The following is a 25,454-nucleotide window of genomic DNA, read 5'->3' as shown; positions in this document are numbered from 1 at the left end:
CCTTTGGCTCCGGGGCCCTCCCCTTCCCCTGGGTCCCCGTCAGTCACCGGGGAAGTGACAGGCCACCTCGCGGGAGGCGGTGGGCTGGAGCAGGGGGCGTTCGGTGCGGCAGATCGGCTGTGCCTTGGGGCAGCGGGGGTGGAAGGTGCAGCCGGGGGGTGGAGCGGCCGGGCTCGGCGGGTCGCCGAGCAGCACGATCCGCTCCCGCCGCCGTTCCGCCGCCGGGTCGGGCAGCGGGACGGCGGACAGCAGCGCCCGGGTGTACGGGTGCTGCGGGTCTTCGTAGAGGGACTTCTTGTCCCCGATCTCGACGATCCGGCCGAGGTACATGACGGCGACCCGGTCGCTGACCCGTTTGACGACCGACAGGTCGTGCGCGATGAACACGTAGGCGAGGCCCAGTTCGGTGCGCAGCCGCTCCATGAGGTTGACGATCTGCGCCTGGACGGAGACGTCCAGTGCGGAGACCGGTTCGTCGGCGACGATCAGCCGGGGGCTGGTGGACAGCGAGCGGGCGATGCCGATGCGCTGGGCCTGGCCGCCGGAGAACTCGTGCGGGTAGCGGTCGATGTGCTCCGGGATCAGCCCGACGAGCTCCATCAGTTCGGCGGCGCGGCGGCGGGCGTCGGCCGCGCTCCAGCCCTGCACCAGCAGCGGGTCGGAGATGATCCGGGCCACGGTCTGGCGCGGGTTCAGCGAGGAGTGCGGGTCCTGGAAGACCATCTGGATGTTCTTGCGCAGCGGGCGCAGGGCCCCCTGGGACAGCCGGCTGATGTCCTTGCCCTCGAAGGCGATCCGGCCCGAGGTGGGTTCCAGCAGCCGCACCAGCATCCGGCCGGTGGTGGACTTCCCGCAGCCCGACTCCCCGACCAGGCCGAGGGTCTGCCCGGCCGCCAGGTCGAAGGAGACCCCGTCCACGGCGCGCACGGGCGCCCCCCGGCGCCCGGTCACGGATCGTCTGCCGGGGAAGGTCATGGTGAGGTCCTGTACGGACAGCAGGGCAGGGGCGCTCCCGCGTGCGGCGGGCTCGCGCGCCGTGCTCTCGTGTGCGGCGGTCTCGGTCATCGGGCCGCCTCCTCGGCGGTACGGGTCAGGGCCCCGGCGAAGTGGCAGGCGACCGTCCGCTGCGGTCCGTTCCCGTACGCCGCCGGCTCGGGCCGTACGTCGGTGCAGCGCGCGGCCGCCCGGGGGCAGCGCGGGGCGAAGGCGCAGCCGGGGGCCGGTGCGAGCAGGGAGGGCGGGGAGCCGGGGATGAAGGGCAGCGGCTCGTCGTCCGCGGTGTCGAGGCGGGGCAGCGAGTCGAGCAGGCCCCGGGTGTAGGGGTGGGCGGGGTCGGCGAACAGTTCGTCGGCCGGGGCCTGTTCGGCGGCCCGGCCGCCGTACATGACGAGTACCTCGTGGGCGACGCGGGCGACGACGCCCAGGTCATGGGTGATCATCACGACGCCGAGTCCGCGTTCCTGCTGGAGCCGGGCGATCAGTTCCAGGATCTGCGCCTGCACGGTGACGTCCAGGGCGGTGGTCGGTTCGTCGGCGATGAGCAGATCGGGCTCGCAGGCCAGGGCCATGGCGATCATCGCCCGCTGCCGCATGCCGCCGGAGAACTGGTGCGGGTACTCCCGCGCGCGCCGGGCCGGTTCCGGGATGCCGACCTCGCCGAGCATGTCGACGGCCCGTTTGCGCGCGGCGGCCCGGCCGGCCTTGAAGTGCACCCGGAAGTGCTCGGCGATCTGCTCGCCGACGGTGTAGTAGGGGTGCAGGCTGGAGAGCGGGTCCTGGAAGATCATGGCCATGCGGCGGCCGCGGACCCGGGAGAGCTCCCGCTCGGACAGGGCGGTCAGTTCCCGTCCGGACAGCCGCACGGAGCCGCCCACCTCGACCGAGCCCCGGTGCAGGCCCATGACGGCGAGCGAGGTGACGGACTTGCCCGAGCCCGACTCGCCGACGATGCCGAGGGTGCGTCCCGCCTCGACGGTGAAACCGAGCGAGTCGACGGCCCGTACGGTCCCGCGCTCGGTGGTGAACGTGACGCGCAGGTCGCGTACTTCGAGGAGCGGAGCGGTCATCAGTACCTCACTCTCGGGTCGATGACTGCGTACAGGACGTCGACCAGGAGGTTGGCGACGACGATGAAGAAGGCGGCGAGCAGGGTGACCCCGAGGACCACGGGCTGGTCGGAGCTGACCAGGGCGCCGTAGAACAGCCGCCCGATGCCCGGGAGTCCGAAGATGGACTCGGTGATGACGGCTCCGGCGAGCAGGCCGCCGAGGTCCATGCCGAAGATGGTGAGGATCGGGGTCATCCCGGAGCGCAGCCCGTGTTTGACGACGACGGTCCGTTCGGGCATGCCCTTGGCGCGGGCGGTGCGGATGTAGGGCTCGGCCATCGCCTCGATCATCGAACCGCGGCTCTGGCGTGCGTACATGGCGGCGTACAGGAGCGCGAGCGCCGTCCAGGGCAGGAGCAGGTTCGAGGCCCAGGCGAGCGGGTCGTCGGTGAAGGCCTGGTAGGTGGGGTAGGGCAGGAGGCCGGCGATGCGGATGACCCCGTAGATGAGCATCACCGAGGTGAAGTACACGGGCAGCGAGGCGGCGGCGACCGCCCCGACCATCAGGGCCTTGTCGGTGGCGGTGTCCTTGCGCAGGGCGGCGGTGACCCCGGCGCCCAGTCCCAGGACCAGCCACAGCACGGCGGCGCCGACGGCGAGGGAGGCGGAGACCGGGAGCCGGTCCATGAGCAGGTCCCAGACGGGCAGGGAGTTCTCGTACGAGTAGCCCAGGCACGGGAAGTCGCAGGCGACGGCGTACTGGCCGGTGCCGAGGGTGCGGCCGGTGAAGATGCCGGTCAGGAAGTCGGCGAACTGCCGCCACAGGGGCTGGTCGAGCCCCAGGTACGTCCGTACGTCGGCCAGGCGCTCGGCGCTGCAGGTCTTGCCGCAGGCGGCCGCGGCCGGGTCGGCGGGCAGGACGTAGAAGATGAGGAAGGTGACGGCGGCGATGGCGAGGAGGACGCCGGCGAGGGCGAGCAGCCGGCGGGCGAGGTAGGCGATCACGTGCGGCCGCCCCTCGGGTCGAGGATGTCGCGCAGCGCGTCGCCGAGCAGGGTGAAGGCGAGGACGGCGAGGAAGAGGAAGGCGCTGGGGATGACGAAGTACATGGGGTCGGTCTCGTAGTAGGCGACGGACTCGGCGATCATCTGGCCCCAGGAGGGGGTGGGCGGGCGGACTCCGACGCCGAGGTAGCTCAGGGCCGCCTCGGTGCTGATCATCCCGGGGATGAGCAGGGTGGTGTAGGCGATGACCGGGCCCGAGACGCCCGGGAGGATGTCGCGGGTCAGGATCCGCCAGGGGCCGGCGCCGCCCACGCGGGCGGCGTCGACGTACTCGCGGTGCTTGAGGGAGAGGGTCTGGCCGCGGACGACGCGGGCGACTCCGGGCCAGCCGAAGACTCCGATGACGGAGGTCATGAGGACGATCCGGTTGACGTCCTTGGCCACGGACAGCATCGCGATCATGAAGATCAGGGAGGGGAAGGACATGGTGAGGTCCATGAGCCGGGACAGGACCGCGTCGGTGCGGCCGCCGAAGTAACCGGCGGCGATTCCGGCGGCGGTGCCGGCGACGACCACGATGGCGGTCGCGGCGAAGGCGATGAGCAGGGAGACCTGCGCGCCGTGGACCACGCGGGCGAACAGGTCGCGGCCGGTGACGGGTTCGACGCCGAGCCAGTGCTCGGGGCCGATCCCGCCGAAGGAGCCGAGGGGCTGGCCGCCCAGGTAGGGGTCGATGGCGGTCTTGTCGAACTCTTCGGGGGACCAGCCGCCGAGGGCGCCCAGCCAGGGGGCGGTCGCGGCCATCAGGACGAAGAGGAGGACGACGCAGAGGCTGACGCGGACGGCGGGGCGGCGGCGCAGTTCCCGCCGGGCGAGCTGCCAGGGGCTGCTGCCGGGCGCCGCCGCGGGGCCGTCCTTGGCGGCGTCGGGGGCCGAAGAGGGGCCCGGGGCTGAAGCGGGGCCCGGGGCCGAAGCGGTGCCGGGGGCTGGTGCGCCGTCACGGGCTGGTGCGCTGCCAGGGGCCCGTGCGGAGCCAGGGGCCGGGGTGCCGTCCGGGCCGGGGGTTGCCCGGTCGTCCGGGACCGGTGCGGTGGTGGTCATGGTGTCGAGGGCTCCGGATGCCTCAGCCCTGGCTCTTCGACGGGTCCTTGAGGCCGACCGTCGCGAAGTCGATCTCGCCGGTCCACACGGGGTGGCCGAACGCGCCGGCGATGTTGGGGCCGACGAGCAGCGGCTTGCGCTCCAGCAGGATCGGGATGGACGGGGACTTCTTCATGAGCTCCGCGTCCAGGTCGATCCAGGCCTGGTTGGCCTGCTTCGCGTCGGCCATGTTGTTGATCTCGTCGATCCGCTTGATGGTCGCCTCGTCGCGGAACTGGCTGTAGTTGCCCTGGTTGCCCTTGTCCTTGATGGTGCGTCCGTCGAAGACGAAGGGGATCCAGGTGGAGCCGGACGGGTAGTCGGGGCACCAGCCGGTGAAGGTCATGTCGGGGGTGGTGGAGAGGTCGCCGATGACGTCGTAGTACGCGCCCGGGTCGACGGTGTCGATGACGACCTCGATGCCCGCGCGGGACAGGCCCTGCTGGATGGCCTCGGCGGCGCCCTTGTCACCGGTGGAGACGGACAGCGAGACCTTGAGCTTCTCCTTGCCGGCGGCCTTCAGCAGTTCCTTGGCCTTCGCCGGGTCGCCGGCCGGGGCGATCTTCAGCGTGTCGGCCTGCTTGCCGCCGGACAGGGCCGGGGGCAGGTAGGCGGTGGCGATCTCGTTGAGGGCCGGGCCGCCGCCCGCGGTGACCACGGCCTCCTTGTCGACGGCGTACTGCATGGCCTCGCGGACCTTGGGGTCGTCGAAGGGGGCGCGGGAGTTGTTCAGGTAGAGCATCTCGGTACAGCCCTTGGACTCCGCGATCAGGCGCGCCTTGACGTCCGGCTTGGGCAGCACCTTGGGGGCGCTCTCGGGGCGCATGTCGGCGTACTGGACGGTGGAGGCGTCGGCGCCCTCGCCGGCGATGATGCGGTCGTCGACCTGGCCGCCCTTGAGCCCCATGACGACGACGAACTTGTCGGGGTAGGCCTTGCGCACGGTGTCGGTCTTCGCGTCCCAGTGCTCGTTGCGGACCAGGACCAGCTTCTTGTCGCGGTCGTACGACTCGATCTTGTACGGGCCGGAGGAGAACGGGCGGGCGTCGTACTGGGTGCCCTTCTCCTGGGACTGGGGCACGGGCGAGAAGGTCGGCAGGGTGGCCGTCGCGGAGAACTCGGCCACCGGGCGCTTCAGTTCGAAGACGATCGTGCGGTCGTCGGGGGTCTTCACCGAGTCCAGGTGCTGCCCCTGGAGGGGGCCCTTGTAGCCCTCGGTCCCGGCCAGGTACTGGGCCGCGTAGTCGGGGCCGCCGGTGAGGTCGGGGGCGAAGGAGCGCTCGACGTTGTACTTGACGTCCTGGGCCTTGATCGGGGTGCCGTCCTCGTACTTCAGGCCCTCCTTGAGGGTGAAGGTCCAGGTGCGGCCGCCGTTGGAGGGGGTGCCGAGGTCGGTGGCGAGGTCGGGGACCAGCTCGCTGCCGGCCTTGCCGGGCTCGGCCTTGAAGGTGACGAGGGTCCGGTAGAGGAGGCGCGTACCGAAGTCCATGGTCGGCATGACCCAGTTGCGGGCGGGGTCGAGGTGGGCGAAGTCCTGGTTGGACAGGACGGTGAGGGTGCCGCCCTTGACCGGGGTGCCGCCGAGGATCTTGCCGTCGTTGGCGGCGGCGGGGTTGGACGCGCCGCCGCCCGCGGAGCCCTTCTTGGTGTCGGAGCAGCCCGAGGCGCCGAGTGCGAGTGCTGCCACCAGGGCGGTGGCGAGGGCGAGTTGGGTGCGCTTGGTCATGGGTCACTCCAGTGAAGGGCCGCGCTCTAGGATGTGACCGGTAACATAGTAATGTGAAATTGTACTGACAAGGGGTTGAGCGGCCCGTTATTCAGACGTGTCCAAATCCGGTTGGCCGGAAGGCAGTTGGGCCGGGTATGCGACAGGGCCCGCCGTGGCGGGCCCTGTCGGAAACGGAGAGGCGGGAGGCTAGAGGCCGGAGCCGAGGCCGCCCGGGGTGCGGCCCACGGGCTCGTCGCGGCCCTGGGCCCAGAGCGAGCGGACGTGGCCGAGGTGGCGGACCATGCAGGCCTCGGCCGCCGCGGCGTCGCCGCTGATCATCAGGTCGAGCAGCTCGATGTGCTCCTCCGCCGAGGAGACGAGCTTGCCGGCCTCGTCCAGGCCGGTCAGCCCGTACAGCCGGGAGCGCTTGCGCAGGTCGCCGACGGTCTCGACGAGCCGGTCGTTGCCCGCGAGGGCCAGCAGGGACAGGTGGAAGCGGCGGTCCGCCTCCAGGTATCCGATGAGGTTGTGCTCGCGCGCGCTGGTGACGATCTCCTCCGCGATCGGCCGCAGCGCCTCCAGCTGCTCCGTCGTGGCGATCTTCGTGATCCGGCCGATGGTCGGCACCTCGATCATCGTGCGCAGTTCGGTGAACTGGTCCAGGTCGCGCTCGCTGACCTCGGTGATCCGGAAGCCCTTGTTGCGGACCGGCTCGACCAGCCCCTCGCGCGCCAGGTCGAGCATGGCCTCGCGCACCGGGGTGGCCGAGACGCCGAGTTCGGCCGCGAGGCCTGGAGCCGAGTAGACGCTGCCGGGGCGCAGCTCACCCGCTATCAGGGCGGCTCGGAGTGCGTGGCCGACCTGGTCGCGGAGCCGTTCCTGGGCCTTGATGAGACTGTGCTGCTTCAGGTCACCCATTGCATTTCCTCCGAGACCCCCGACACCACCGACGCGCAGAGGAACAGCGTACAATGTCACGTTGCGCTGCTCACACTCCGGCGGCCTCCCACAACGCGACCGCCACGGCGAGATCTTCCCAGGCCATGCCCACGCTCTTGAAGAGCTGTGGACAACTCTGCGCTCCGCCCGCCGGCATGCGCCCCGCCACCAGGTCGGCGAGGGTGCCCGTGATGTGGCCGGGCCCGATCGCCCCCTCCGCCTCCGGGACCAGCAGGTCGCCGGCCTCGCGCAGGGCCGCCGCGCGGGATTCCACGTACACGGCCGCGCGTCGCACGAGGGCCGTGTCCGTCTCCCGGGCGGTCGGCTCGTGCGAGCCCACGGCGACGACGGTGGCGCCCGGGCCGACGAGGCGCCCGTCGAAGAGCGGTTCCCGGGCGGAGGTGCAGCAGATGACCAGATCGGCGTCGGCCACCGCCTTCGGGGTGCCGGTCCGGGCGGGCAGCCCCAGGCCGCGGGCGTGCGCGGCGAGCCGCTCCCCGCCCGCCGGGTCGCGGGCGACCACCACCACCTCGGCCAACTCCCTGACGGAGAGCGCCGCTTCGAGGTGCCCGTAGGCCTGCGGTCCGGAGCCGAAGAGCACCAGCCGCAGCGGGCGCCCGGCCGGTGCCAGGTGGCGCAGCGCGAGGGCGGAGACGGCCGGCGTGCGCAGGGTGGTCAGGGCGGCCGCGTCGAGCAGGGCCAGCGGGCGCAGGGTGGGCCCGTCCAGCAGCAGGTAGGAGCCGGTGATCCGGGGCAGCCCGCGGGCCGGGTTGCCGGGCGCCACCCCGGCGATCTTCACCCCGGCGTACGAGCCGGACGCGGCCGGCATCAGCAGCAGTTCGCCGCCGGGTACGGCGAGCGCCGTACGCTGCGGACAGCCTTCGGGATCCAGCCCGGCCCGCAGGGCTTCAGCCAGGGCGTCCGTGGCCGCGGCCGGGGTCAGGAGCCCGGCCATGGCGTCGGCGCCCCACTGCGGGAGCCCGCGCCCGGCCCGGCCCGCCACGTCCCGGCCCGCCACGGCCGGGGCCGACGCGGCGGGAGCCGGCGCGGACGGAGCCGACGCGCCGGGCCTCCCCCCACCGGGCCGCCTCACCACGTGAATCCCGTCCCCAGCGCGTCGTGCGGGTCGAGCACGAAGGCGTGCGCGCCGGTGCGGTAGGCGGTGCCGGTGACCTCGGTGACACCGCCGTCCAGCATCCGTCCGGTGAACATCGTGCCGGTGACCGACTCGTTCAGCAGGTCCTCGCCGGGGCCGACCCGCCCGTCCTCCGCGAGCAGGGCCAGCCGCGTCGAGGTGCCGGAGCCACAGGGCGAGCGGTCGACCTGGCCGTCGGCGAAGACGGTGACGTTGCGCTCGTGCGGCCCGAACGGGGTGTCGGGGAGCTCCTCGTGGAGGATCACCCCGTACACCCCGGACAGCAGCGGGCCGTCCGGGTGCCAGGTGGCGGGGTGCGCGGCGAGCGCGGCCCGGATCTCCTGGCCGGCCCGCACCAGGGCGGGCAGGGAGGACCGCGAGACGTCCAGGCCGAGGTCGCGGGCGCGGACGGCGGCGTAACAGGCCCCGGCGTGCGCGATGTCCACCTCGGCGAGGCCGAGGGTGGTGGCGACGGGGACCTTGCGGGCGCCCACCCGGGCCGGCACGTTGCGGAAGGTGACCCCGGTGGTGCGGCCGCCGTCCCGGTGCACGGTCGCGGTGACCCGCCCGGACGGTACGTCGATGCGCACCTGGGCGTCGCCGTGGTCCGGGGCGGCGACCCGGCCGGTGTCCACGGCCCAGGCACCGAGGGCCATGGCGCCGTGGCCGCACGCGGTGGAGTAGCCGTCCTTGTGCCAGAACAGCACGCCGAAGTGGGCCCCGTCGTCGTCGGCCGGGACCACGAACCCCCCGTACATCCCGGCGTGTCCGCGCGGCTCCTGCACGAGCAGGCGCCGTACGTCGTCCAGCGCGCCCCGGCGCGGGGCGGTCCCCGACCCTCCCGGGCCGATGGCGGTGGCGCAGCGCTCGGCGACGGTGTCACCGGGCACGGCCAGGCCCTCCGCTCCGCAGTCGACGATCCGGAAGGGTTCGCCGGCGGTGTGGTAGTCCGCCGTTCGGACGGTGATCACAGGAGGAAGCCTCCGGGGAAGGGGTCGGCCGGGTCGAGGAAGTACTGGGCGGTGCCGGTGATCCAGGCCCGGCCGGTGACCGTGGGCACCACGGCCGGGAGTCCGCCGACGGTGGTCTCGGCGACCAGCCGGCCCGTGAACTCGGTGCCGATGAAGGACTCGTTGACGAAATCCGCGCCCAGCTCCAGGAGGCCTCGGGCGTGCAGCTGGGCCATCCGCGCGCTGGTGCCCGTACCGCAGGGCGAGCGGTCGAACCAGCCGGGGTGGATGGCCATGGCGTGCCGGGAGCGGCGGGCGTCGGAGCCGGGGGCGGCGAGGTAGACGTGCTTGACCCCGGCGATGGAGGGGTTCTCGGGGTGGACGGGGCGGTCGTCGCCCGCGTTGATCGCGTCCATGACCGCGAGTCCGGCGGCGAGCAGGTCGTCCTTCCGGGCGCGGTCGAAGGGCAGCCCGAGGGCGTCGAGTTCGACGAAGGCGTAGAAGTTGCCGCCGTAGGCGAGGTCGTAGGTGACCGTGCCGAAGCCGGGGACGTCGGCCTTGAGGTCGAGGCCGACGCTGAAGGAGGGGACGTTGGTGAGGGTGACGGCGGTGGCCGCACCGTCCTCGACGCGGACGTCGACGCTCACCAGTCCGGCGGGGGTGTCGAGCCGGACGGTGGTGACCGGCTCGACGACGGGCACCATGCCGGTCTCGACGAGGACGGTGGCGACACCGATGGTGCCGTGCCCGCACATGGGGAGCAGGCCGGACACCTCGATGTAGAGGACGCCGAAGTCGGCGTCGGGGCGGGTGGGGGGCTGCAGGATGGCGCCGCTCATCGCGGAGTGCCCGCGCGGCTCGTACATGAGCAGGGTGCGGACGTGGTCCGTGTGCTCGATGAAGTGGAGCCGCTTCTCGGCCATGGTGGCGCCGGGGATCACCCCGACTCCCCCGGTGATCACCCTGGTCGGCATGCCCTCGGTGTGCGAGTCCACCGCGTGGTAGACGTGGCGCGTACGCATCTGGCGTCCCCTCCGGTCGGTTAGTTGAGGCCCTCGGCGAGGGCCTTCTCGGTGGCGGCGCGGACGGCGGCCTCGGTCTCGCCCGTGAGCGGGAAGCGGGGCGGGCGGGTGGCGCCGCCGGGACGCCCGGCCAGGTCCATGGAGAGCTTGATGGCCTGGACGAACTCGGTCTTGGAGTCCCAGCGCAGCAGGGAGTGCAGGGACTTGTAGAGCGGCAGGGCGGTGGTGAGGTCCCCGGCGACGGCGGCCCGGTAGAGGGTGGCGCAGGACTGCGGCAGCGCGTTGGGGTAGCCGGCGATCCAGCCGACGGCGCCCGCGAGGGCGAGTTCGAGCAGGACGTCGTCGGCGCCGATGAGCAGGTCGAGACCGGGGGCGAGTTCGGCGATCTCGTAGGCGCGGCGCACGTCCCCGCTGAACTCCTTGACGGCGACGATGGAGCCGTCGGTGTGCAGCCGGGCGAGGAGGGCCGGGGTGAGGTCCACCTTGGTGTCGTACGGGTTGTTGTACGCGACGACGGGCAGCCCGGCGCGGGCGACCTCGGCGTAGTGGGCGCGTACGGTCTCCTCGTCGGCCCGGAAGGCGTTGGGCGGCAGGAGGAGTACGGAGCCGGCGCCGGCCTCGGCGGCCTGCTCGGCCCAGCGGCGGGCCTCGGCGCTGCCGTAGGCGGCGACGCCGGGCATGACGCGGGCGCCGTCGCCGGCTGCCTCGACGGCGGTGCGCACGACCCGCGCGCGCTCCTCGTCGGTGAGGGTCTGGTACTCCCCGAGGGAGCCGTTGGGGACCACGCCGTCGCAGCCGTTGGCGATCAGCCAGGCCACGTGTTCGGCGTAGGCGTCGTAGTCGACGGTGAGGTCCTCGCGCAGGGGGAGCGCGGTGGCGACCATGATGCCGTGCCAGGGGCGGGTGCGGGTGTCCGTACCGGTGGTGGGCGCGGGGGTGTGCGCGTTGGTCATGAGAGAGCTCCCTAGAGTGGTGTGTGACATTTTACTAGTGGGTGTGGGGCGGCCACAAGGGTCCGGGCCGCCCGATCAGCCGTCCGCCGGGGGCAGTTCCGCGAGGTGGCGCAGCGGAACCGGGCAGGACAGGGGCCGCCGGTCGGGCCCGGGCTCGCCGCCGGCGAGGGCGGCGACGGCCGGTCCGCACATGCGGCCCTGGCACCAGCCCATTCCGCAGCGGGTGAGGAGTTTGACCGTACGGGCGTCCCGCGCGCCCAGGTCGGCGACGGCCTCGCGGATCCGGCCGGCCGGAACCTCCTCGCAGCGGCACACGACGGTGTCGTCGCGGAGCCAGCCGGTCCAGCCGTCGCCGGGGCGGTGGGCGGCGCCCATGGCCTCGGCGAAGCCGCGCAGGCGGGCGCGGCGGCCGGCGAGGGCGCTGGGCACGGGCCGGCCGGCGATCGCGTGGGCGGCGATCTCCCCTTCGAGGAGGGCCAGTTGGGCGCCGCCGATGCCGCCGGTCTCGCCCGCGGACCAGATCCCGGGGACGGAGGTCCGCTGCTCGGCGTCCAGCGCCAGGGCGACGGCGCCGTCGGCGGTCCGGCGGGTGGCGCAGCCGAGGCCGGTGGCCAGCTCCAGCTGCGGGACGAGCCCGTGGCCGACGGCGAGGGCGTCGCAGGGGATCCGGCGGGCGGTACCGGGCAGCGGACGCCAGTGCCGGTCCAGGCGGGCCACGGTGACGGCCTCGATCCGGTCGGTGCCGTGGGCCTCGGTCACGGCGTGCCGGGTGAGGAGGCGGATGTGGCGGCGCAGGAGGGCGCTGCCGTGGGTGGCGGCCTCGGCGAGCTTGCCGGGGTTGCGCAGCAGGGTGGGGAGATGGCCGGCGTACGCGGTGTACGCCGCGGCCTCGACCACGGCCGGCACCCGGGCCCCGGCGGCGGAGAGGGACCCGGCGACGGCGAGCAGCAGCGGGCCGCTCCCGGCGACGACGACCCGCTTGCCGGGCAGGACGAGCCCGCTCTTGAGCATGGCCTGGGCCCCGCCGGCCCCGACCACCCCGGGCAGGGTCCAGCCGGGGAAGGGCAGTTGCCGCTCGTAGGAGCCGGTGGCGAGGAGCACGGCCCGGGCGTGCAGGGTGGCGGCCGCCTCCTCGGGGCCGGCGACGGCGTGCAGCGTCCAGCCGGGGCCGCCGTCCGGGCCCGGGACAACGGCCCAGACGTGGTGGGCCGGGAGGTACGTGATCCGGCCCGCCGACTCGTGGGCGCGCAGGGCGGCTTCGCGACGGGCGAATTCGGCCCAGCCGTGGTGCAGGGCCTCGGGGCGGGCCGCGCCGAGGCCGGGGGCGGGGTGGCGGTAGTACTGCCCGCCGGGGCGGTCCCCCGCGTCGAGCACGGCGACCCGCAGCCCGAACCCGGCGGCCGTGACGGACGCGGCCAGCCCGGCCGGCCCGGCCCCGACGACGGCGAGGTCGAAGCCGGCGGAGCCGGCGCCTGCGCCTGCGGCGGGAGCGGCGGCGGGGGGCGGCAGGGCTGTGGGGGCTGCGCGGCCCGTGCGACCGGTGGGGTCAGACGGTGAGGTCGGCACGGCCGGTTCCCTCCTGGGTGGTGACGGTGTCCCCCGGGCGGGCCGGGACAAGGCAGGCGCGCTGGTTGGGGCGGCCGTTGACGGTGACGAGGCAGTCGTAGCAGCTGCCGATCCCGCAGAACGCGCCGCGCGGGGCGCCGGTCTCGCGGGTGGTCCGCCAGGCCAGGATCCCGGCGCCCCAGAGCACGGCGGCGATGCTCTGGCCCGCCTGGGCCGTGAGCTCGCGGCCGTCGAAGCGCATGACGTACGTGGCCGAAGCGGCTCCGCCGACGAGGGTGCGGGGCGTTGGGCTCATCGGGAGTCCTCCTTGGGCGGTGTGGTGCAGATGGCGGGGCGGTACCGGCTGCCGCTGCGCGGGCCTTCTCCCCGCCCCGCCCTTTCTCCGCGTCCGGGGCTGCCCCCAGCGGCTCCGCCCCGGATCCCGTGCCTCAAACGCCCGCAGGGCCGGGAACGGCCGGTCATCGGGCCGGGTCCTGGTCGAAGCGGGCCGGGTCGAACGGGGCCGGGGGGAGCGGGGGTTCGGCGCCGGTCAGGGCAGCGGCGATCAGGGCGCCGGTGGCCGGGGCCAGGCCGATGCCGGCTCCCTCGTGGCCGCAGGCGTGCAGCAGCCCGGGGCGGCGGGGGTCCGCGCCGATGGCCGGAAGGTGGTCGGGGAGGTAGGGGCGGAAGCCGTGGTAGGTGCGCAGGACCCGGACGTCGGCCAGCACCGGGAAGAGCGCCGCCGCCTGCGCGGCCAGCCGGCGCAGGGCCTCCGTCGAGAGGGAGCGGTCGAAGCCGACCCGCTCGCGGGTGGCGCCGATCAGGACCGGGCCCGAGGGGGTGCCCTCGACCACGGCCGAGGACTGCAGGGCGGCGGAGCCGCTGGCGACGTCCGCGATGTAGTCGGCGGCGTAGACCTTGTGCCGGACCACCCGCGGGAGCGGCTCGGTCACCAGGACGAAGCCGCGGCGCGGGAGGACGGGCAGGGTGACCCCGGCCAGTTCGGCGATGCGGCCGCCCCAGGTGCCGGCCGCGTTCACCACGGCCGGGGCCAGGAGTTCGCGGCGCGTGGTGCTGACCCCTCGTACGGCACCCCGGTCCAGCAGAACGCCCGTCACCTCCTCGCCGAGGTACACCTCGGCTCCGGACGCGGCCAGCAGCCGCGCCGCCGCCTGGGCCGGCTGGACCTGGGCGTCCTGCGGGTAGTGGAACCCGCCCGCCAGGCCCGGGGCCAGGTGCGGCTCCAGCTCGTGCAGGGCATCGGCGGGCACCTCGACCGCGTCGACCCCGGCCTTGCGCTGGCCCTCGGCGAAGCTCCGCAGGGCCCGCACGGTGGTGTCGTCGGGGGCGACGACGAGCCCGCCCTTGGGCTCGTACTCGATCGCGCGCGGGAGGACCGCGGCGAGTTCGGTCCAGAGCCGGGTGGAGAGGAGGGCGAGGTCGAGTTCCGGGCCCGCCTCCTTGTCGGAGACGAGCAGGTTGCCTTCGCCGGCGCCGGTCGTGCCGCCCGCGACGGCCCCGCGGTCGACCACGGCCACGGTGAGCCCGGCGCGGGCCGCGTAGTACGCGCAGGCCGCCCCGACGACGCCGGCGCCGATGATCACGGCGTCCAGGGAGTGTCTCTTGAGCACGGCAGTAATATGTCACATTCTTTAATGGCTGCCCAGACCGGTCCCGCACCCTCCTCAGGCGCGGGACCGGTCCGGTGCCGGGTCAGCTGCGGAGCGGTCCCTCGCAGCTGTAACTCGAGGTGCCCGCCTTGTTGTTGGTCCAGATCTCCAGCGGACCGAAGGAGCAGTTCATGTCGGCGAGGTTGTTGGAGGCCGCGCCCGCCCGGTCGAGGATGAAGTAGTCGACCGTCTCCGACATGTCCTTGAAGTTCTGGTCGTCGCTGCGCCAGTTCTTCAGGTTCGCGGTGATCCGGCCGGTACAGGTGAACCGGCGCTTGCCGGCGTCGCCGTTCTCCACGCAGTCCGGGGTGTTGTACGTGGCCGTGGCGAAGGCCGACTTCACCGACGCGAGCGCGGAGTCGCGCAGCTGGTCGTTCGGGGTGAAGGAGGTGTTCGGCACGTAGAGCTGGTCGACCTTGGCGATCTGCGCGTCCAGGAAGCGGTCGTAATCGCGCTGGAGGTAGGTGTCGGCGCCCATCCGGTGGCGCCAGGAGTCGTACGCCGCCACGTCGTTGTTGCGCAGGTGGGTGTACATCTCGCGCAGCAGGGTGGGCTTCTCGGTCCACAGGAACTCGAAGAAGGTGCCGGCGTAGCTGTAGAAGCGGAAGCCGTCGCCGTCGTAGGTGGCGTTCAGCAGCTGCTCGACGCTCATGCGCGGGCCGCCGCCCGAGGTGTCGCTGATGACGCTCTTCACGAGGGACTTGCGGACGGCGATGCCGTTGTCGCGGGTGGCGCCGTCGAAGAACTCGGCCGTGCCCTCGTCCATGGCGGTCGTGCGGTCGCCCTCGTACCAGGGGCCCTCGCCGAAGAAGCCGGGGACGGCGTAGCGGCCGTTGAGGTAGTGCGTGTACTCGTGGCGGAAGAGCTCTTCCAGGGTGAGGGAGGAGTCCTGCGGGACGCGGCGCTGGTAGGTGTAGAAGGTGGCGCCGTTCTCGATGTAGATGCCGCCGTTCTCGGTGCCGTAGCCGGTCAGGATCGGGTGGTAGTTCACGTAGTCGGCGCGGGAGGCGTAGAGCACGATGTTGAGCGTGGTGTTGGGGTCGCCCGCGAGCGGCTGCTCGGTGCCGAGCACGCGGTGGTACTGGGACTTCACCTGCTTGCTCGCGTAGTACAGCTGGTCGACGGTGGCCCGGTCCAGGGCGGTGCGGACCTTGATGGCGCCGTTGTCGTAGGAGTAGGTGTAGGGGAAGAGCTGCTTCTCGATGTCCTCCTTGCACACCCCGTACGGCTTGCAGGCCTCGTAGAAGTTCAGCCAGGAGACGAGCTTGGCCCACTGCTCGCTGCCGTCGCCGAAGCCGGCCTTGACGGGCCCCAGCAGCGCGCCGAGGTCGGCGGTGACCTGGCCCCGCTGGCCGTCGATCTGGCCGAAGCGGCCGTACTCGCCCAGCGCGTCGCGGGCCACCCAGGCGTTGCCGGTCCCCTTGAGGTGGGTGTAGCCGGCGAAGGCCTTGAAGGCGGCGCGGTAGGCGGGGTCGGCGGAGACGGCGGCGTGGAAGGCGGTGTCCTGGTTGCCCGGGTAGACGCCGAGGTAGTTGGTGGAGAGCGCGGCGAGGACGGCGCCGGCCCAGGTGGCGTCGAGGTTCGTGGCGGGGTGCGCCGGGTCCATGGTGGCCAGGACCTTCTTGATGAGGCCGAGCTGGTGCTGGCGCAGGCCGGGGCCCGCGGCGTAGAGGGCCTCGCGCAGCGTGCGGGCGTTGGAGGGGGTGACGTCGAAGGTCCGCGCTGCGCCCGCGAAGTCGTCGATGGCCTTGCGGGTCGCGGCGACGGTCGGGGCGTCGGTGACGTCGATCTCGTCGCGTGAGAAGTCGTGGTAGGCGACGGCGTGCAGGTAGGTGAACATCTCCTCCAGGTGCGAGGAGTTGCGGCCGTCGTGGGCGGCGGCCAGGGCGGATATCCGGCGGGAGACGGCCTGGACGTGCGCGTCCGACATCACCGGGGCCAGGCGGGCGTCCCAGGTCCAGATGAGACCGCGCAGGCAGCCGTCGGCGAGGACGGCCTGGTCGCCGAGGAAGTCGGCGAACTGCTCCGGGGTGAGGTTCGTGATCCCGTCGAGGGTGCAGGGGACGCCGGCGGCGACGCTCTTCGCGGTGGGGGCGGCCTTGGCGACCTTGCCGCGCTTCTCCAGGTCGTCGGCGGGCGCGGCCGCGGTCGCGGCGCCGGGCACCTGGCCGGTGATGGCCTGTCCGCCGGGGGCCGGGGCGGGGGCCGGGGCGTTGTCCTTCGCGTTGGCGAGGCGGTCGACCTCGTCGAACGGGTTCCCCGTGGGGCCGGGGGCGGGAGCGGTCCGGGCGCCGGTGAAGGGGGCGGCCGGGGCAGGGGCCGGCGGTGTGGCGGCCTGCGTGGTGGCCTGGCCCGCGGTGGCGAGGAGGGTCACGGCCACGGCGGAGGCGAGGAGGGAAGAGCGCACTGCTCTGTGCTGGAACACCGAGAACTCCTGGGTGGAGAGGGTGAGGTGGGGGGTGGTGCGGGAAGGGCCCTGAGTCGTCTGTTCTGGGCCAACTGCCCTGGGTCACACGGCGTTTGACGGGGGTTAACGTGCCGCGGTGTGAGCTGTAACATAGTAATGTGAAATTGCACTGACAAGACCTGTGCGCCCATCAGTTCGCATCTTTCTTGAAGGAGCCTCGTGACCGAGACCCCCGCCCCCCTCAACACGGGCAGTCACGACCGCCCGGTATCCCCGGAGTTGTCCCGCTTCATGGCGGGCAACTGGGCCGCTTCCCCGCTCCCCGACTCCGCACGCGTGCCCGCGTACGCCGTCACCCCGGCCCGCCGGGCACGGCTCTCGGCCCGCTTCCCCGGCGAGCGGCTGATCGTCCCGGCCGGCGAGCTGAAGGTCCGCTCCAACGACTGCGACCACCGGTTCCGCCCGCACAGCGCGTACGCCTGGCTGACCGGCCTCACGGGCGAGGACCAGGCGGGTCACGTCCTGGTCATGGAGCCGTCGGGCCCGCACGCCCACGAGGCGGTGCTGTACCTGCGGCCGCGCTCGCCGCGGGCGGGCGGGAACGAGGAGTTCTTCCGGGACCGCAGGTACGGGGAGTTCTGGGTGGGCCGCCGACCGGACCTGGCGGAGGCCCAACGCCTCACCGGCATCCGCTGCGCACACCTGGACGAACTGGGGTCACCGGCGGGCCGCGACGCGACCTCCGACGCGGAACTGGGCTCCGCACTCTCGGAGTTGCGCCTGGTGAAGGACGCGTGGGAGGTCGAGCAGCTCCAGCTGGCCGTCGACCACACGACGGCGGGCTTCGAGGACGTCGTACGGGCCCTGCCGCGCGCGCTGGCGCATCCGCGCGGGGAGCGGTGGATCGAGGGCGTCTTCGGTCTGCGCGCGCGGGCCGAGGGCAACGGAACCGGGTACGAGACCATCGCGGCCTCGGGCGCCCACGCCTGCACCCTGCACTGGATCCGCAACGACGGCCGGCTGAACGGCGACGAACTGCTCCTGCTGGACGCGGGCGTGGAGACGGACACCCTCTACACGGCGGACATCACCCGCACCCTCCCGCTGTCGGGCCGCTTCTCCCCCGTCCAGCGACAGGTCTACGAACTGGTCCTGGCCGCGCAGGAGGCGGGCATGGCGGCGCTGCGCCCGGGTGCGAGCTTCGGGGACTTCCACCGGGCCGGCATGCGGGTGATCGCGGAGGGCCTGGCGGAGTGGGGCGTCCTGAAGGACGCGGAGGGCGACCTGCACCGGCGGTACACGCTGTGCAGCAGCGGGCACATGCTGGGGCTGGACGTGCACGACTGCGCGAAGGCGCGGGCGCAGACGTACCTGGACGGCGTCCTGGAAGAGGGCCAGGTCCTCACAGTGGAACCGGGCCTGTACCTCCAGCCCGACGACGAGACGCTCCCGGCGGAGCTGCGGGGCATCGGCGTCCGCATCGAGGACGACCTGGTCATCACGGCGGACGGCGCCCGACTGATGTCGGGCGCGCTGCCGCGCACGGTCGCGGGCATCGAGGAATGGATGGGCCACCTGCTGGAGGGCTAGGCCCTCTCTTTCGGATCTTGCTCCGCCCGCTACCGCCGGGACCCCGGCGGGCACCCCGCACGCGCCCCTGAGGGCGACGGGTGGAACCGGCGGGCGGGTGCACGGCGCGGGCCCGGTCGTCGCGGGTGCGGTGGAGGACGACGCCCTCGCCCGTGAACCGGCGGGTCAGGACGTTGCCGGGGGTCCCTCGCCGTCATGACCGGCAGCCAACCCACAGGAAGGGGCGCGGGATTTCGCCTGCCGGACAAGATCACTCGTACGAGCCAACCGCACGGCACGACCCCCCGCCCGATGACCGGAGGACCTAGGCTCGGTCGCCCTGAGTGATCGTCAAGTCGCTGTCGGGAGCGGTTCGGCGCCGGCCGCGATGCTCCCGGTGCGGGGAGGGAGCAGACGTGGCCCGTGAAACGTCCGACAGTGACCGTCAGGCGGCGGAGGTCGTCGTCATCGGGGCCGGCCTGTCGGGTGTGGCCGCCGTGATCGCCCTGCGCCGGGCCGGATTCGACGACGTCGTGGTGCTGGAGAAGGCCGATCGTCTCGGCGGGACCTGGCGGGACAACACCTACCCGGGGTGCGGGTGCGACGTTCCCGCGATGCTGTACGAGTACTCCTTCGCTCCCCACCCCTGGAGCCGCTGTTTCGCCGGCCGGTCCGAGATCCTCGACTACCTGCGGCTCACCGCGTCCACGCACGGCGCGGACGACGCCATCCGCTACGGCACCGAGGTGCTGGACGCCCGATGGGAGCCCGGGGCGCACCGCTGGAACCTGGAAACCACGGCAGGTGCGTACACGGCCCGAGCCGTGATCGTCGCCACCGGCCCCTGGCACCGGCCCCGCCTTCCCGGCATCCCCGGCCTCGACGCCTTCCCCGGTCCCGTCTTCCACTCCGCCCGCTGGAACCACGACGCCGACCTGGCCGGGCGCCGTGTCGCGGTGGTCGGCACCGGAGCGTCCGCCGTCCAGTTCCTGCCCGAGATCCAGCCGGCGGCCGCTCGCCTCGACGTCTTCCAGAGCACACCCCACTGGGTGCTCCCGAAGCCGGACTACCCGCTGCCCGCCCGGCTGCACGGCTTCCTCGGGCGCCATCCGGCAGCACGCCGCGCACTGCGCGGCATGCACCACTGGACCCAGGAGGCCGTCGGCCTGCCCCTGCGCCACCCCCGCCTGCTGCGGCCCCTGGAGGCCGTGGCCCGCTTGCACCTGCGCACTTCCGTGCCGGACCGGGCCCTGCGTGAGGTGCTCACTCCCGACTACCGCCTCGGGGGCCGCCGCCTGATCACCTCCGACGCCTACTACCCCACCCTCACCCGGCCCAACGTCCGCCTGCACGCCACCCGCGCGGCCGCCGTGGAGGGCTCCCACGTCATCGGAGCCGACGGCAGGCGCGCACCCGCCGATGTCATCGTCCTCGCCACCGGCTACCACGTCGGCGAGATCCCCCTGGCCCGCCGGCTGTACGGCACCGGCGGCGTTCCGCTGGCCCGGACCTGGGCGGACGACCGCCGCGCCTACCTGGGCACCAGCGTCAGCGGATACCCCAACCTCTTCCTCCTCGTCGGGCCGAACCTGCTCACCGGCACCACCGCCGTGCCCACCGTCCTCGAAGCCCAGCTCCGCTACGTCGCCACCGCCCTCACCCACTTGCGGAGCAGCGGGTGCGCCGCGCTGGACGTCAGGCCCGAAGCCGAGGAAGCCCACCAGCGGGCCCTGCGCGAGGCGCTGCGCACCACCGTCTACAGCCCCGCCGAGGGGTCCGGCTACTACTTCGGTCTGCCGGGCGTCAACACCTTCTCCTGGCCGTGGTCGACCGCCAGGCTCGTCAAGCGCCTGCACGCCTTCTCCCCGGACGCGTACGCCTGGACCCTGCCGGGGGCGCTGCCCGCGCCGCGCGAGGGGCGGGACCGGGACTCCGGCGGGCCTCTCAGCCGCCGCCCGGGAGCGCGGCCCGGGGGGCCGTCAGGCAGGCCGTGAGTTCCTCGACGAAGGCTTCCAGATGGGGCGGGCGCGGCCCGGTCCGGGTGGCGCAGAACCAGGTGCGGGTCAGCGGCTTCGCGCCGATCCGCACGAGGGCGAGGTCGTGCGAGGCGACGTACGGGGCGGCCACCCAGTTGGGCAGGACCGTCACGCCCTGGCCGCCCGCGACCATCTCGACCACCAGCTCGGTGACGACCGGCATGGTGGTGATCCGGCCGGGCCGGGACCCCGGCGGGATCGGCAGCGGCATCGAGGGGATGCGGCTCTGGTCGTAGCCGTCGTAGAGGACCAGGTCGACGCCGTCGAAGTCACGGGCGGTCAGGTGCGCCCGCCCGGCCCACGGGTGTCCGGCCGGCACCACGGCCATCATCTCGTCGTCGAACAGTCTGGTCAGGGACACCCGGTCCATCTGCAGATCCGGCTTGGTGACCAGCGCGACGTCGACGAGGTCGGCGAGCAGCGCGGGGATCGGCGCGTCGTCGGGGACGGTCTCCAGGCGTACGTCGATGTCCGGCTCGCGCTCACGGAAGGCGCGCAGTACGGGCGGCAGCCAGGGGAAGGTCGTGCTGCACTGCGCGGTGAAGCGGACCCGCTTGTCGCGGCCGTCGCGGATCTCCCTCAGGTCCCGGGAGGCCGAGGCCAGTTCGCCGAGCACCTGGCGGGCCGCCACGAGCATGCGGCGGCCGGCGGCGGTGGGGACGAGGCGGCGGCCCTTGCGGTCGAAGAGGGGCATGCCCAGACGGGCCTCCAGGCGGGTGAGCCGCTGGCTGAGTGCCGGCTGGCTCACGTAGAGCTTCTCGGCGGCCGCGGTCAGCGAGCCGGCCTCGGCGGTGGCGTCCAGGAGCTCCAGGTCGCGCAGATCCACATCCATAACGTGGGATTATGGCATGCTTCAATTTTCGTCGTGGTGTTATGGGTTGATGGTTCGTAGGTTTCCGGTGTCAGCAGTACGCACCCCTCGCCCCGGAAGGCACACACCATGAACTCCAACGCCGTCACCGCCATCGTCACCGGCTCCTCCAGCGGCATCGGGCTGGACATCGCCCGCGCCTTCCTGGCGAGCGGCGCCAACGTCGTACTCAACGGCCGCAATTCCGACCGCCTCGCCAAGGCCGCCGCCGGTCTCGGACACCCGGAGCGGACCGCCTGGGTCGCGGGTGCCATCGCCGAACCCGAGACCGGCGAGGCTCTCGTCCGCGCCGCGCTCGACCGTTTCGGCGGAATCGACGTCCTGGTGAACAACGCGGGCACCTTCGCCTCCAAGGCCTTCACCGAGGTCACCGAGGCCGAGCTCGACGGATTCCTGACGGGCAACCTCAAGGGGACCTACCTCACCACCCAGGCTGTGGTGCGGGCGCTGCGCGCCCAGGGCCGCGGCGGCAGCATCGTCAACATCGGCACCGTCCTGGTGGACCACGCGCTGGCCGGCTTCCCGGCCTCCGCACCCGTGGTCAGCAAGGCCGGAGTGCACGCGCTGACGACCAGCCTGGCCGCCGAGCTCGCCGCCGACGGGATCCGCGTCAACCTCGTGTCGCCCGGCATCATCCGCACCCCGCTGCACGCGGGCTCGGACGTGGACTCCTTCGGCGGACTCGCCCTGCTGAACCGGGTCGGCGAGGCCCCCGAGGTCTCCGACGCCGTTCTCTACCTCGCGGGCGCCACGTTCGTCACCGGCCACGCCCTGCGCGTGGACGGCGGTCATGTGACCGGCCGCGCCGCCTGAGCCCCTCCTGCCCGCCCGTGCACTCCCCTCCCACCGGAAGGACATCCACCGCCATGCCGTACGTCAACGTCAAGATCACTCGTGAGGGCGCCACCGCCGCCCAGAAGGCCGAGATCATCGCCGGTGTGACCGACCTGCTGGTCAGGGTCCTCGACAAGGACCCGGCCACCACCTTCGTCCTCATCGACGAGGTCGACCTGGAGGACTGGGGCGTCGGCGGCGTCACGACGCGGGAGTACCGCCGGACCCGCCCGCGGAGCTGAGCGACAGGGGTCCGCTCCGCCGGGGCGGCTACGGCAGGACCGCGACCCCGTCGAGTTCGACCAGGGCCTGGTCGTCCCAGAGGCGGACCACGCCGATGACGGCCATCGCCGGGTAGTCGCGGCCCGCCAACCGGCGCCAGATGCGGCCCAGTTCGGCCGCGCACGCACGGTACGCCGGCACGTCCACCGCGTACACCGTCACCCTGGCCAGGTCCCCCGGGGAGCCGCCCGCCGCCGCGAGGGCGGCCAGGAGGTTGGTCAGGGCCACCTCGAACTGCTCCGGCAGGCCCTCCCCCACCACCTTGCCCGAGCCGTCCAGCGCGGTCTGGCCCGCCAGGAACACCAGCCGGGATCCGGTGGCGGCGACCGCGTGGGAGAAGCCCGTCGCCGGCGACAGTTCCGCCGGGTTGATCCGGTCGAGGCTCATCGCCCGGCCCCCTCTCCGGTCAGCGGCGCGGGCAGGGCCCCTGGCAGCGGCTCCGGCAGGGCCCCGTACAGCTCCTTCGCGATGATCGTGCGCTGCACCTCGCTCGCCCCCTCGTAGATCCTCGGCGCCCGCACCTCCCGGTAGAGGTGCTCCAGCAGGTGGCCGCGCCGCAGGGCCACCGCTCCGTGCAGCTGGACGGCGTGGTCGACCACGTACTGGGCCGTCTCCGTGGCCAGCAGTTTCGCCATCGCCGCGCGGCGCGGAACGTCCGCCGCGCCCCGGTCGTAGGCCCCGGCCGCCGCGTACACCAGCAGCCGGGCCGCCTCGGTGCGGGTGGCCATCTCGGCCACCCGGTGCGCCACGGCCTGGAGGTCGCTCAGCGTCCCGCCGAACGCCGCCCGCCCCGCCGTGTACGCGAGCGTGGCGTCGAGCGCGGCCCGGGCCATGCCCACCGCGAAGGCGCCGACGCTCGGCCGGAACAGGTTCAGGGTGTCCATCGCGACGCGGAAGCCCCGCCCGGGTTCGCCGAGCAGGTCGCGCGGGCCGACCGGGACCCCGTCGAAGGACAGGGAGCCGATCGGGTGCGGGGAGAGCATGTCCAGCGGTTCGCCGGAGAGTCCGGGACGGTCGGCCGGGACCAGGAAGGCCGAGACCCCCTTGGCCCCCGGCCCCTCACCCGTCCGGGCGAACACGGTGTAGAAATCCGCTTCCGGGGCGTTGGAGATCCAGCACTTCTCCCCGCTGAGCCGCCGGCCGCCCCGGGCGTCCGGGTCGGCTTCGGCCGCCAGCGCCAGTGCCGCCGCGTCCGAGCCGGCCCCCGGCTCGCTCAGGGCGAAGGCCGCCACCGCCCGCCCGGCACGCACCTGCGGCAGCCACCGCTCCCGTTGCGCCTCGCTCCCGAACCGCAGCACCGGGTACGCGCCCAGCCCCTGGAGGGCGAGGGCCGTCTCGGCCTCCGTGCAGCCGTAGGCGAGGGACTCGCGCAGCAGGCACAGTTCCAGTGCGCCCGAGGCGAACACCCGCTCCAGCAGGCCCAGCTCGCCGAGCGCGGCGAGCAGCGGCCGGTTGACCCTGCCCGGTTCTCCCTTCTCGGCCAGCGGCCTGAGCCGGTCGGCCGCCAGTGCGCGCAACTGCCCGCACCACTCCTCCTGGTCCACCCCGAGCGCGAATCCGGTCATCCGAATGTCCCCGCATCTATCGCGTCCTGTTGACTGCCGTCACCATCACGATACGCTCGTAGGGCAACAGCACGGCCGGCCCCACCCCACTCCGGACCGCTGCAGGGGGCGACCCGCCTTGGACCTCATGCCTTCCGCTCACACGGACACCTTCGCCCGTGACCATCTGCCACCCGCCGACACCTGGCCGGAACTCGTCTTCGATCTGCCCGAACTGGCCTATCCCGACCGCCTGAACTGCGGGGCGGAGCTGCTCGACGCCACCATCGCCCGGTTCGGCCCCGCGGGCGCCGACCGCCCGGCCTTCCGCAGCGGCGCGGGCGAGGTGTGGACGTACGGCGGGCTGCGCGAGCGCGTGGACCGCATCGCCCACGTCCTCACCGCCGACCTCGGCGTCGTCCCCGGCAACCGCGTGCTGCTGCGCGGTCCCACCGGGCCCTGGCTCGCCGCCTGCTGGCTGGCGGTCATGAAGGCGGGCGCGGTGGCGGTGACCGTACTGCCCCAGCAGCGCGCGAAGGAGCTGGCCACGGTCTGCGCGATGGCCCGGGTGCGGCACGCCCTGTGCCACGCGGACGTGCTGGACGACCTGGTCAAGGCCGAGGTGCCGGGGCTGCGGATCACCGCGTACGGGGGCGGCGGCCGGGACGACCTGCTGCGGCTGGCCGAGAGGCACGAGGCGCCCTTCCGGGCCGCCCCGACCTCCGCCGACGACGTCGCCCTGATCGCCTTCACCTCCGGGACCACCGGACGCCCCAAGGGCTGCATGCACTTCCACCGCGACCTGCTCGCCGTCGCCGACACCTTCTCCCGCAGCGTGCTGCGCCCCCGCCCGGACGACGTGTTCGCGGGCAGCCCGCCACTCGGGTTCACCTTCGGCCTCGGCGGACTGGTCGTCTTCCCGCTACGGGCGGGCGCGTCCGCGCTGCTGCTGGAGGAGGCGGTGCCGCGCCGGCTGCTGCCCGCGCTCGCGGAGCACCGGGTGACGGTGCTGTTCACCGCGCCCACCGCGTACCGGACGATGCTGGACGCCCTGGGCCCGTACGACGTGGGCATGTACGACCTGTCCGCGCTGCGCCGCTGCGTCTCGGCCGGGGAGAACCTGCCCGCCGCCACCTGGCAGGCCTGGTACGAGCGCACCGGGCTGCGGATCATCAACGGCATCGGGGCGACCGAGCTGCTGCACATCTTCATCTCCGCCGCCGACGAGGAGATCCGGCCCGGGACGACCGGCCGGGTGGTCCCGGGCTGGCAGGCCCGGGTGGTGGACGAGGCGGGGCTGCCGGTCGCGGACGGAGTGCCGGGGCTGCTGGCCGTGCGCGGCCCGGTGGGCTGCCGCTACCTGGCCGATCCGCGGCAGGGCGAGTACGTACAGGGCGGCTGGAACCTGACCGGGGACACCTACGTGCGCGATCCGGAGGGCTACTTCCGCTACGTCGCCCGGGCCGACGACATGATCGTCTCGGCGGGATACAACATCGCGGGCCCGGAGGTGGAGGAAGCCCTGCTGCGCCACCCGGACGTGGTGGAGGCGGCGGTGGTGGGCCGCCCGGACGAGCGACGCGGGCAGGTCGTGGTGGCGTACACCGTCACGCGTGACGGCGTGGTCCTCACCGAGGAGGCGCTGCGCGCCTTCATGCGGGCGGAGCTGGCCCCGCACAAGTGCCCGCGCTCCTTCGTCTTCGTCCCCGCGCTCCCCCGCACGGCGACGGGCAAGCTGCAACGCTTCCGGCTGCGGGATCTTGGAACCCTGCCCGACCGGCCCGACGGCCTAGAGTGA

The 25,454-nt window shown here is 73.4% G+C and carries 22 protein-coding genes; 5 read left to right on the top strand and 17 right to left on the bottom strand.

Annotation, left to right across the window (positions count from 1 at the left end; translation table 11 throughout):
* Positions 1 to 39: 39 nt before the first annotated feature.
* The 14 genes from AB0D29_RS23050 to AB0D29_RS22985 form a co-directional block, all read right to left on the bottom strand.
* The gene (locus tag AB0D29_RS23050; RefSeq protein WP_362856798.1) at positions 40 to 975 is read right to left on the bottom strand and encodes an oligopeptide/dipeptide ABC transporter ATP-binding protein; all 936 of its coding nucleotides are present in this window, start codon (positions 973 to 975) and stop codon (positions 40 to 42) included.
* Between the two features lie 86 nt (positions 976 to 1,061).
* Positions 1,062 to 2,066 (bottom strand): ABC transporter ATP-binding protein, encoded by a 1,005-nt coding sequence (locus tag AB0D29_RS23045; RefSeq protein WP_362856671.1) that lies wholly within the window; start codon positions 2,064 to 2,066, stop codon positions 1,062 to 1,064.
* The gene (locus AB0D29_RS23040) at positions 2,066 to 3,052 is read right to left on the bottom strand and encodes an ABC transporter permease (protein ID WP_362856669.1); all 987 of its coding nucleotides are present in this window, start codon (positions 3,050 to 3,052) and stop codon (positions 2,066 to 2,068) included. Before AB0D29_RS23040 ends, AB0D29_RS23045 begins: the two co-directional genes overlap by 1 nt.
* Complete coding sequence (locus AB0D29_RS23035) at positions 3,049 to 4,152, bottom strand: ABC transporter permease subunit (protein WP_362856668.1); 1,104 nt, start codon at positions 4,150 to 4,152, stop codon at positions 3,049 to 3,051. Before AB0D29_RS23035 ends, AB0D29_RS23040 begins: the two co-directional genes overlap by 4 nt.
* A 22-nt stretch (positions 4,153 to 4,174) precedes the next feature.
* Positions 4,175 to 5,917 (bottom strand): ABC transporter substrate-binding protein, encoded by a 1,743-nt coding sequence (locus tag AB0D29_RS23030; RefSeq protein WP_362856666.1) that lies wholly within the window; start codon positions 5,915 to 5,917, stop codon positions 4,175 to 4,177.
* Between the two features lie 189 nt (positions 5,918 to 6,106).
* A complete protein-coding gene (locus tag AB0D29_RS23025; protein WP_362799643.1) occupies positions 6,107 to 6,817 on the bottom strand; it encodes a GntR family transcriptional regulator in 711 nt (236 codons plus the stop codon).
* A 70-nt stretch (positions 6,818 to 6,887) separates the two neighbouring features.
* Positions 6,888 to 7,793, bottom strand: coding sequence for an ornithine cyclodeaminase family protein (locus AB0D29_RS23020; RefSeq protein ID WP_362856796.1), 906 nt, complete (start codon positions 7,791 to 7,793; stop codon positions 6,888 to 6,890).
* A gap of 134 nt (positions 7,794 to 7,927) precedes the next feature.
* The gene (locus AB0D29_RS23015) at positions 7,928 to 8,944 is read right to left on the bottom strand and encodes a proline racemase family protein (RefSeq protein WP_362856664.1); all 1,017 of its coding nucleotides are present in this window, start codon (positions 8,942 to 8,944) and stop codon (positions 7,928 to 7,930) included.
* Entirely contained in the window at positions 8,941 to 9,945 is a 1,005-nt protein-coding gene (locus AB0D29_RS23010; protein WP_362856663.1) for a proline racemase family protein, read from the bottom strand. The genes AB0D29_RS23015 and AB0D29_RS23010 overlap by 4 nt, the downstream gene beginning before the upstream one ends.
* Positions 9,946 to 9,965: 20 nt before the next feature.
* Positions 9,966 to 10,898 carry a dihydrodipicolinate synthase family protein gene (locus AB0D29_RS23005; protein ID WP_362856662.1) on the bottom strand — a complete coding sequence of 311 codons (933 nt, stop codon included), beginning with the start codon at positions 10,896 to 10,898 and terminating at the stop codon, positions 9,966 to 9,968.
* Positions 10,899 to 10,973: 75 nt separating this feature from the next.
* The gene (locus AB0D29_RS23000; RefSeq protein ID WP_362856794.1) at positions 10,974 to 12,407 is read right to left on the bottom strand and encodes an FAD-dependent oxidoreductase; all 1,434 of its coding nucleotides are present in this window, start codon (positions 12,405 to 12,407) and stop codon (positions 10,974 to 10,976) included.
* A 37-nt stretch (positions 12,408 to 12,444) separates the two neighbouring features.
* Positions 12,445 to 12,759 carry a (2Fe-2S)-binding protein gene (locus AB0D29_RS22995; RefSeq protein WP_362856661.1) on the bottom strand — a complete coding sequence of 105 codons (315 nt, stop codon included), beginning with the start codon at positions 12,757 to 12,759 and terminating at the stop codon, positions 12,445 to 12,447.
* 163 nt (positions 12,760 to 12,922) lie between these two features.
* Complete coding sequence (locus tag AB0D29_RS22990; RefSeq protein ID WP_362856659.1) at positions 12,923 to 14,074, bottom strand: FAD-dependent oxidoreductase; 1,152 nt, start codon at positions 14,072 to 14,074, stop codon at positions 12,923 to 12,925.
* Positions 14,075 to 14,156: 82 nt separating this feature from the next.
* A complete protein-coding gene (locus AB0D29_RS22985; RefSeq protein ID WP_362856658.1) occupies positions 14,157 to 16,538 on the bottom strand; it encodes a collagenase in 2,382 nt (793 codons plus the stop codon).
* 201 nt (positions 16,539 to 16,739) lie between these two features.
* Between AB0D29_RS22985 and AB0D29_RS22980 the strand changes: the two genes are divergently transcribed.
* Together AB0D29_RS22980 and AB0D29_RS22975 are read left to right on the top strand one after the other, a co-directional pair.
* Positions 16,740 to 18,110, top strand: a complete 1,371-nt coding sequence (locus tag AB0D29_RS22980; RefSeq protein ID WP_362856657.1) for an aminopeptidase P family protein — start codon at positions 16,740 to 16,742, stop codon at positions 18,108 to 18,110.
* Between the two features lie 395 nt (positions 18,111 to 18,505).
* Positions 18,506 to 20,083 (top strand): NAD(P)/FAD-dependent oxidoreductase, encoded by a 1,578-nt coding sequence (locus AB0D29_RS22975; RefSeq protein WP_362856656.1) that lies wholly within the window; start codon positions 18,506 to 18,508, stop codon positions 20,081 to 20,083.
* On the opposite strand, the gene AB0D29_RS22970 is transcribed toward AB0D29_RS22975, so the two are convergent.
* Complete coding sequence (locus AB0D29_RS22970) at positions 20,034 to 20,957, bottom strand: LysR family transcriptional regulator (RefSeq protein ID WP_362856655.1); 924 nt, start codon at positions 20,955 to 20,957, stop codon at positions 20,034 to 20,036. The two genes, AB0D29_RS22975 and AB0D29_RS22970, sit on opposite strands and share 50 nt — an antisense overlap.
* Before the next feature lie 108 nt (positions 20,958 to 21,065).
* On the opposite strand from AB0D29_RS22970, the gene AB0D29_RS22965 reads away from it, so the two are divergent.
* Together AB0D29_RS22965 and AB0D29_RS22960 are read left to right on the top strand one after the other, a co-directional pair.
* Positions 21,066 to 21,809 (top strand): SDR family oxidoreductase, encoded by a 744-nt coding sequence (locus AB0D29_RS22965; RefSeq protein WP_362856654.1) that lies wholly within the window; start codon positions 21,066 to 21,068, stop codon positions 21,807 to 21,809.
* Positions 21,810 to 21,862: 53 nt separating this feature from the next.
* Positions 21,863 to 22,072 carry a 4-oxalocrotonate tautomerase family protein gene (locus AB0D29_RS22960; RefSeq protein ID WP_362856652.1) on the top strand — a complete coding sequence of 70 codons (210 nt, stop codon included), beginning with the start codon at positions 21,863 to 21,865 and terminating at the stop codon, positions 22,070 to 22,072.
* Between the two features lie 28 nt (positions 22,073 to 22,100).
* On the opposite strand, the gene AB0D29_RS22955 is transcribed toward AB0D29_RS22960, so the two are convergent.
* Together AB0D29_RS22955 and AB0D29_RS22950 are read right to left on the bottom strand one after the other, a co-directional pair.
* Positions 22,101 to 22,499, bottom strand: coding sequence for a RidA family protein (locus tag AB0D29_RS22955; RefSeq protein WP_362856651.1), 399 nt, complete (start codon positions 22,497 to 22,499; stop codon positions 22,101 to 22,103).
* Positions 22,496 to 23,677: an acyl-CoA dehydrogenase family protein gene (locus AB0D29_RS22950; RefSeq protein ID WP_362856650.1), complete on the bottom strand. Its 1,182-nt coding sequence runs from the start codon at positions 23,675 to 23,677 to the stop codon at positions 22,496 to 22,498. The genes AB0D29_RS22955 and AB0D29_RS22950 overlap by 4 nt, the downstream gene beginning before the upstream one ends.
* A gap of 127 nt (positions 23,678 to 23,804) precedes the next feature.
* Here AB0D29_RS22950 and AB0D29_RS22945 point away from each other — a divergent pair, with 127 nt between their 5' ends.
* The gene (locus AB0D29_RS22945; protein ID WP_362856648.1) at positions 23,805 to 25,454 is read left to right on the top strand and encodes an AMP-binding protein; all 1,650 of its coding nucleotides are present in this window, start codon (positions 23,805 to 23,807) and stop codon (positions 25,452 to 25,454) included.

Origin of the sequence: Streptomyces sp. NPDC048424 (assembly GCF_040651555.1) — a bacterium.
GTDB lineage: Bacteria > Actinomycetota > Actinomycetes > Streptomycetales > Streptomycetaceae > Streptomyces.
Note: the sequence above shows the minus strand (reverse complement) of the source record. Positions and strands in the feature narration are given on the sequence as shown.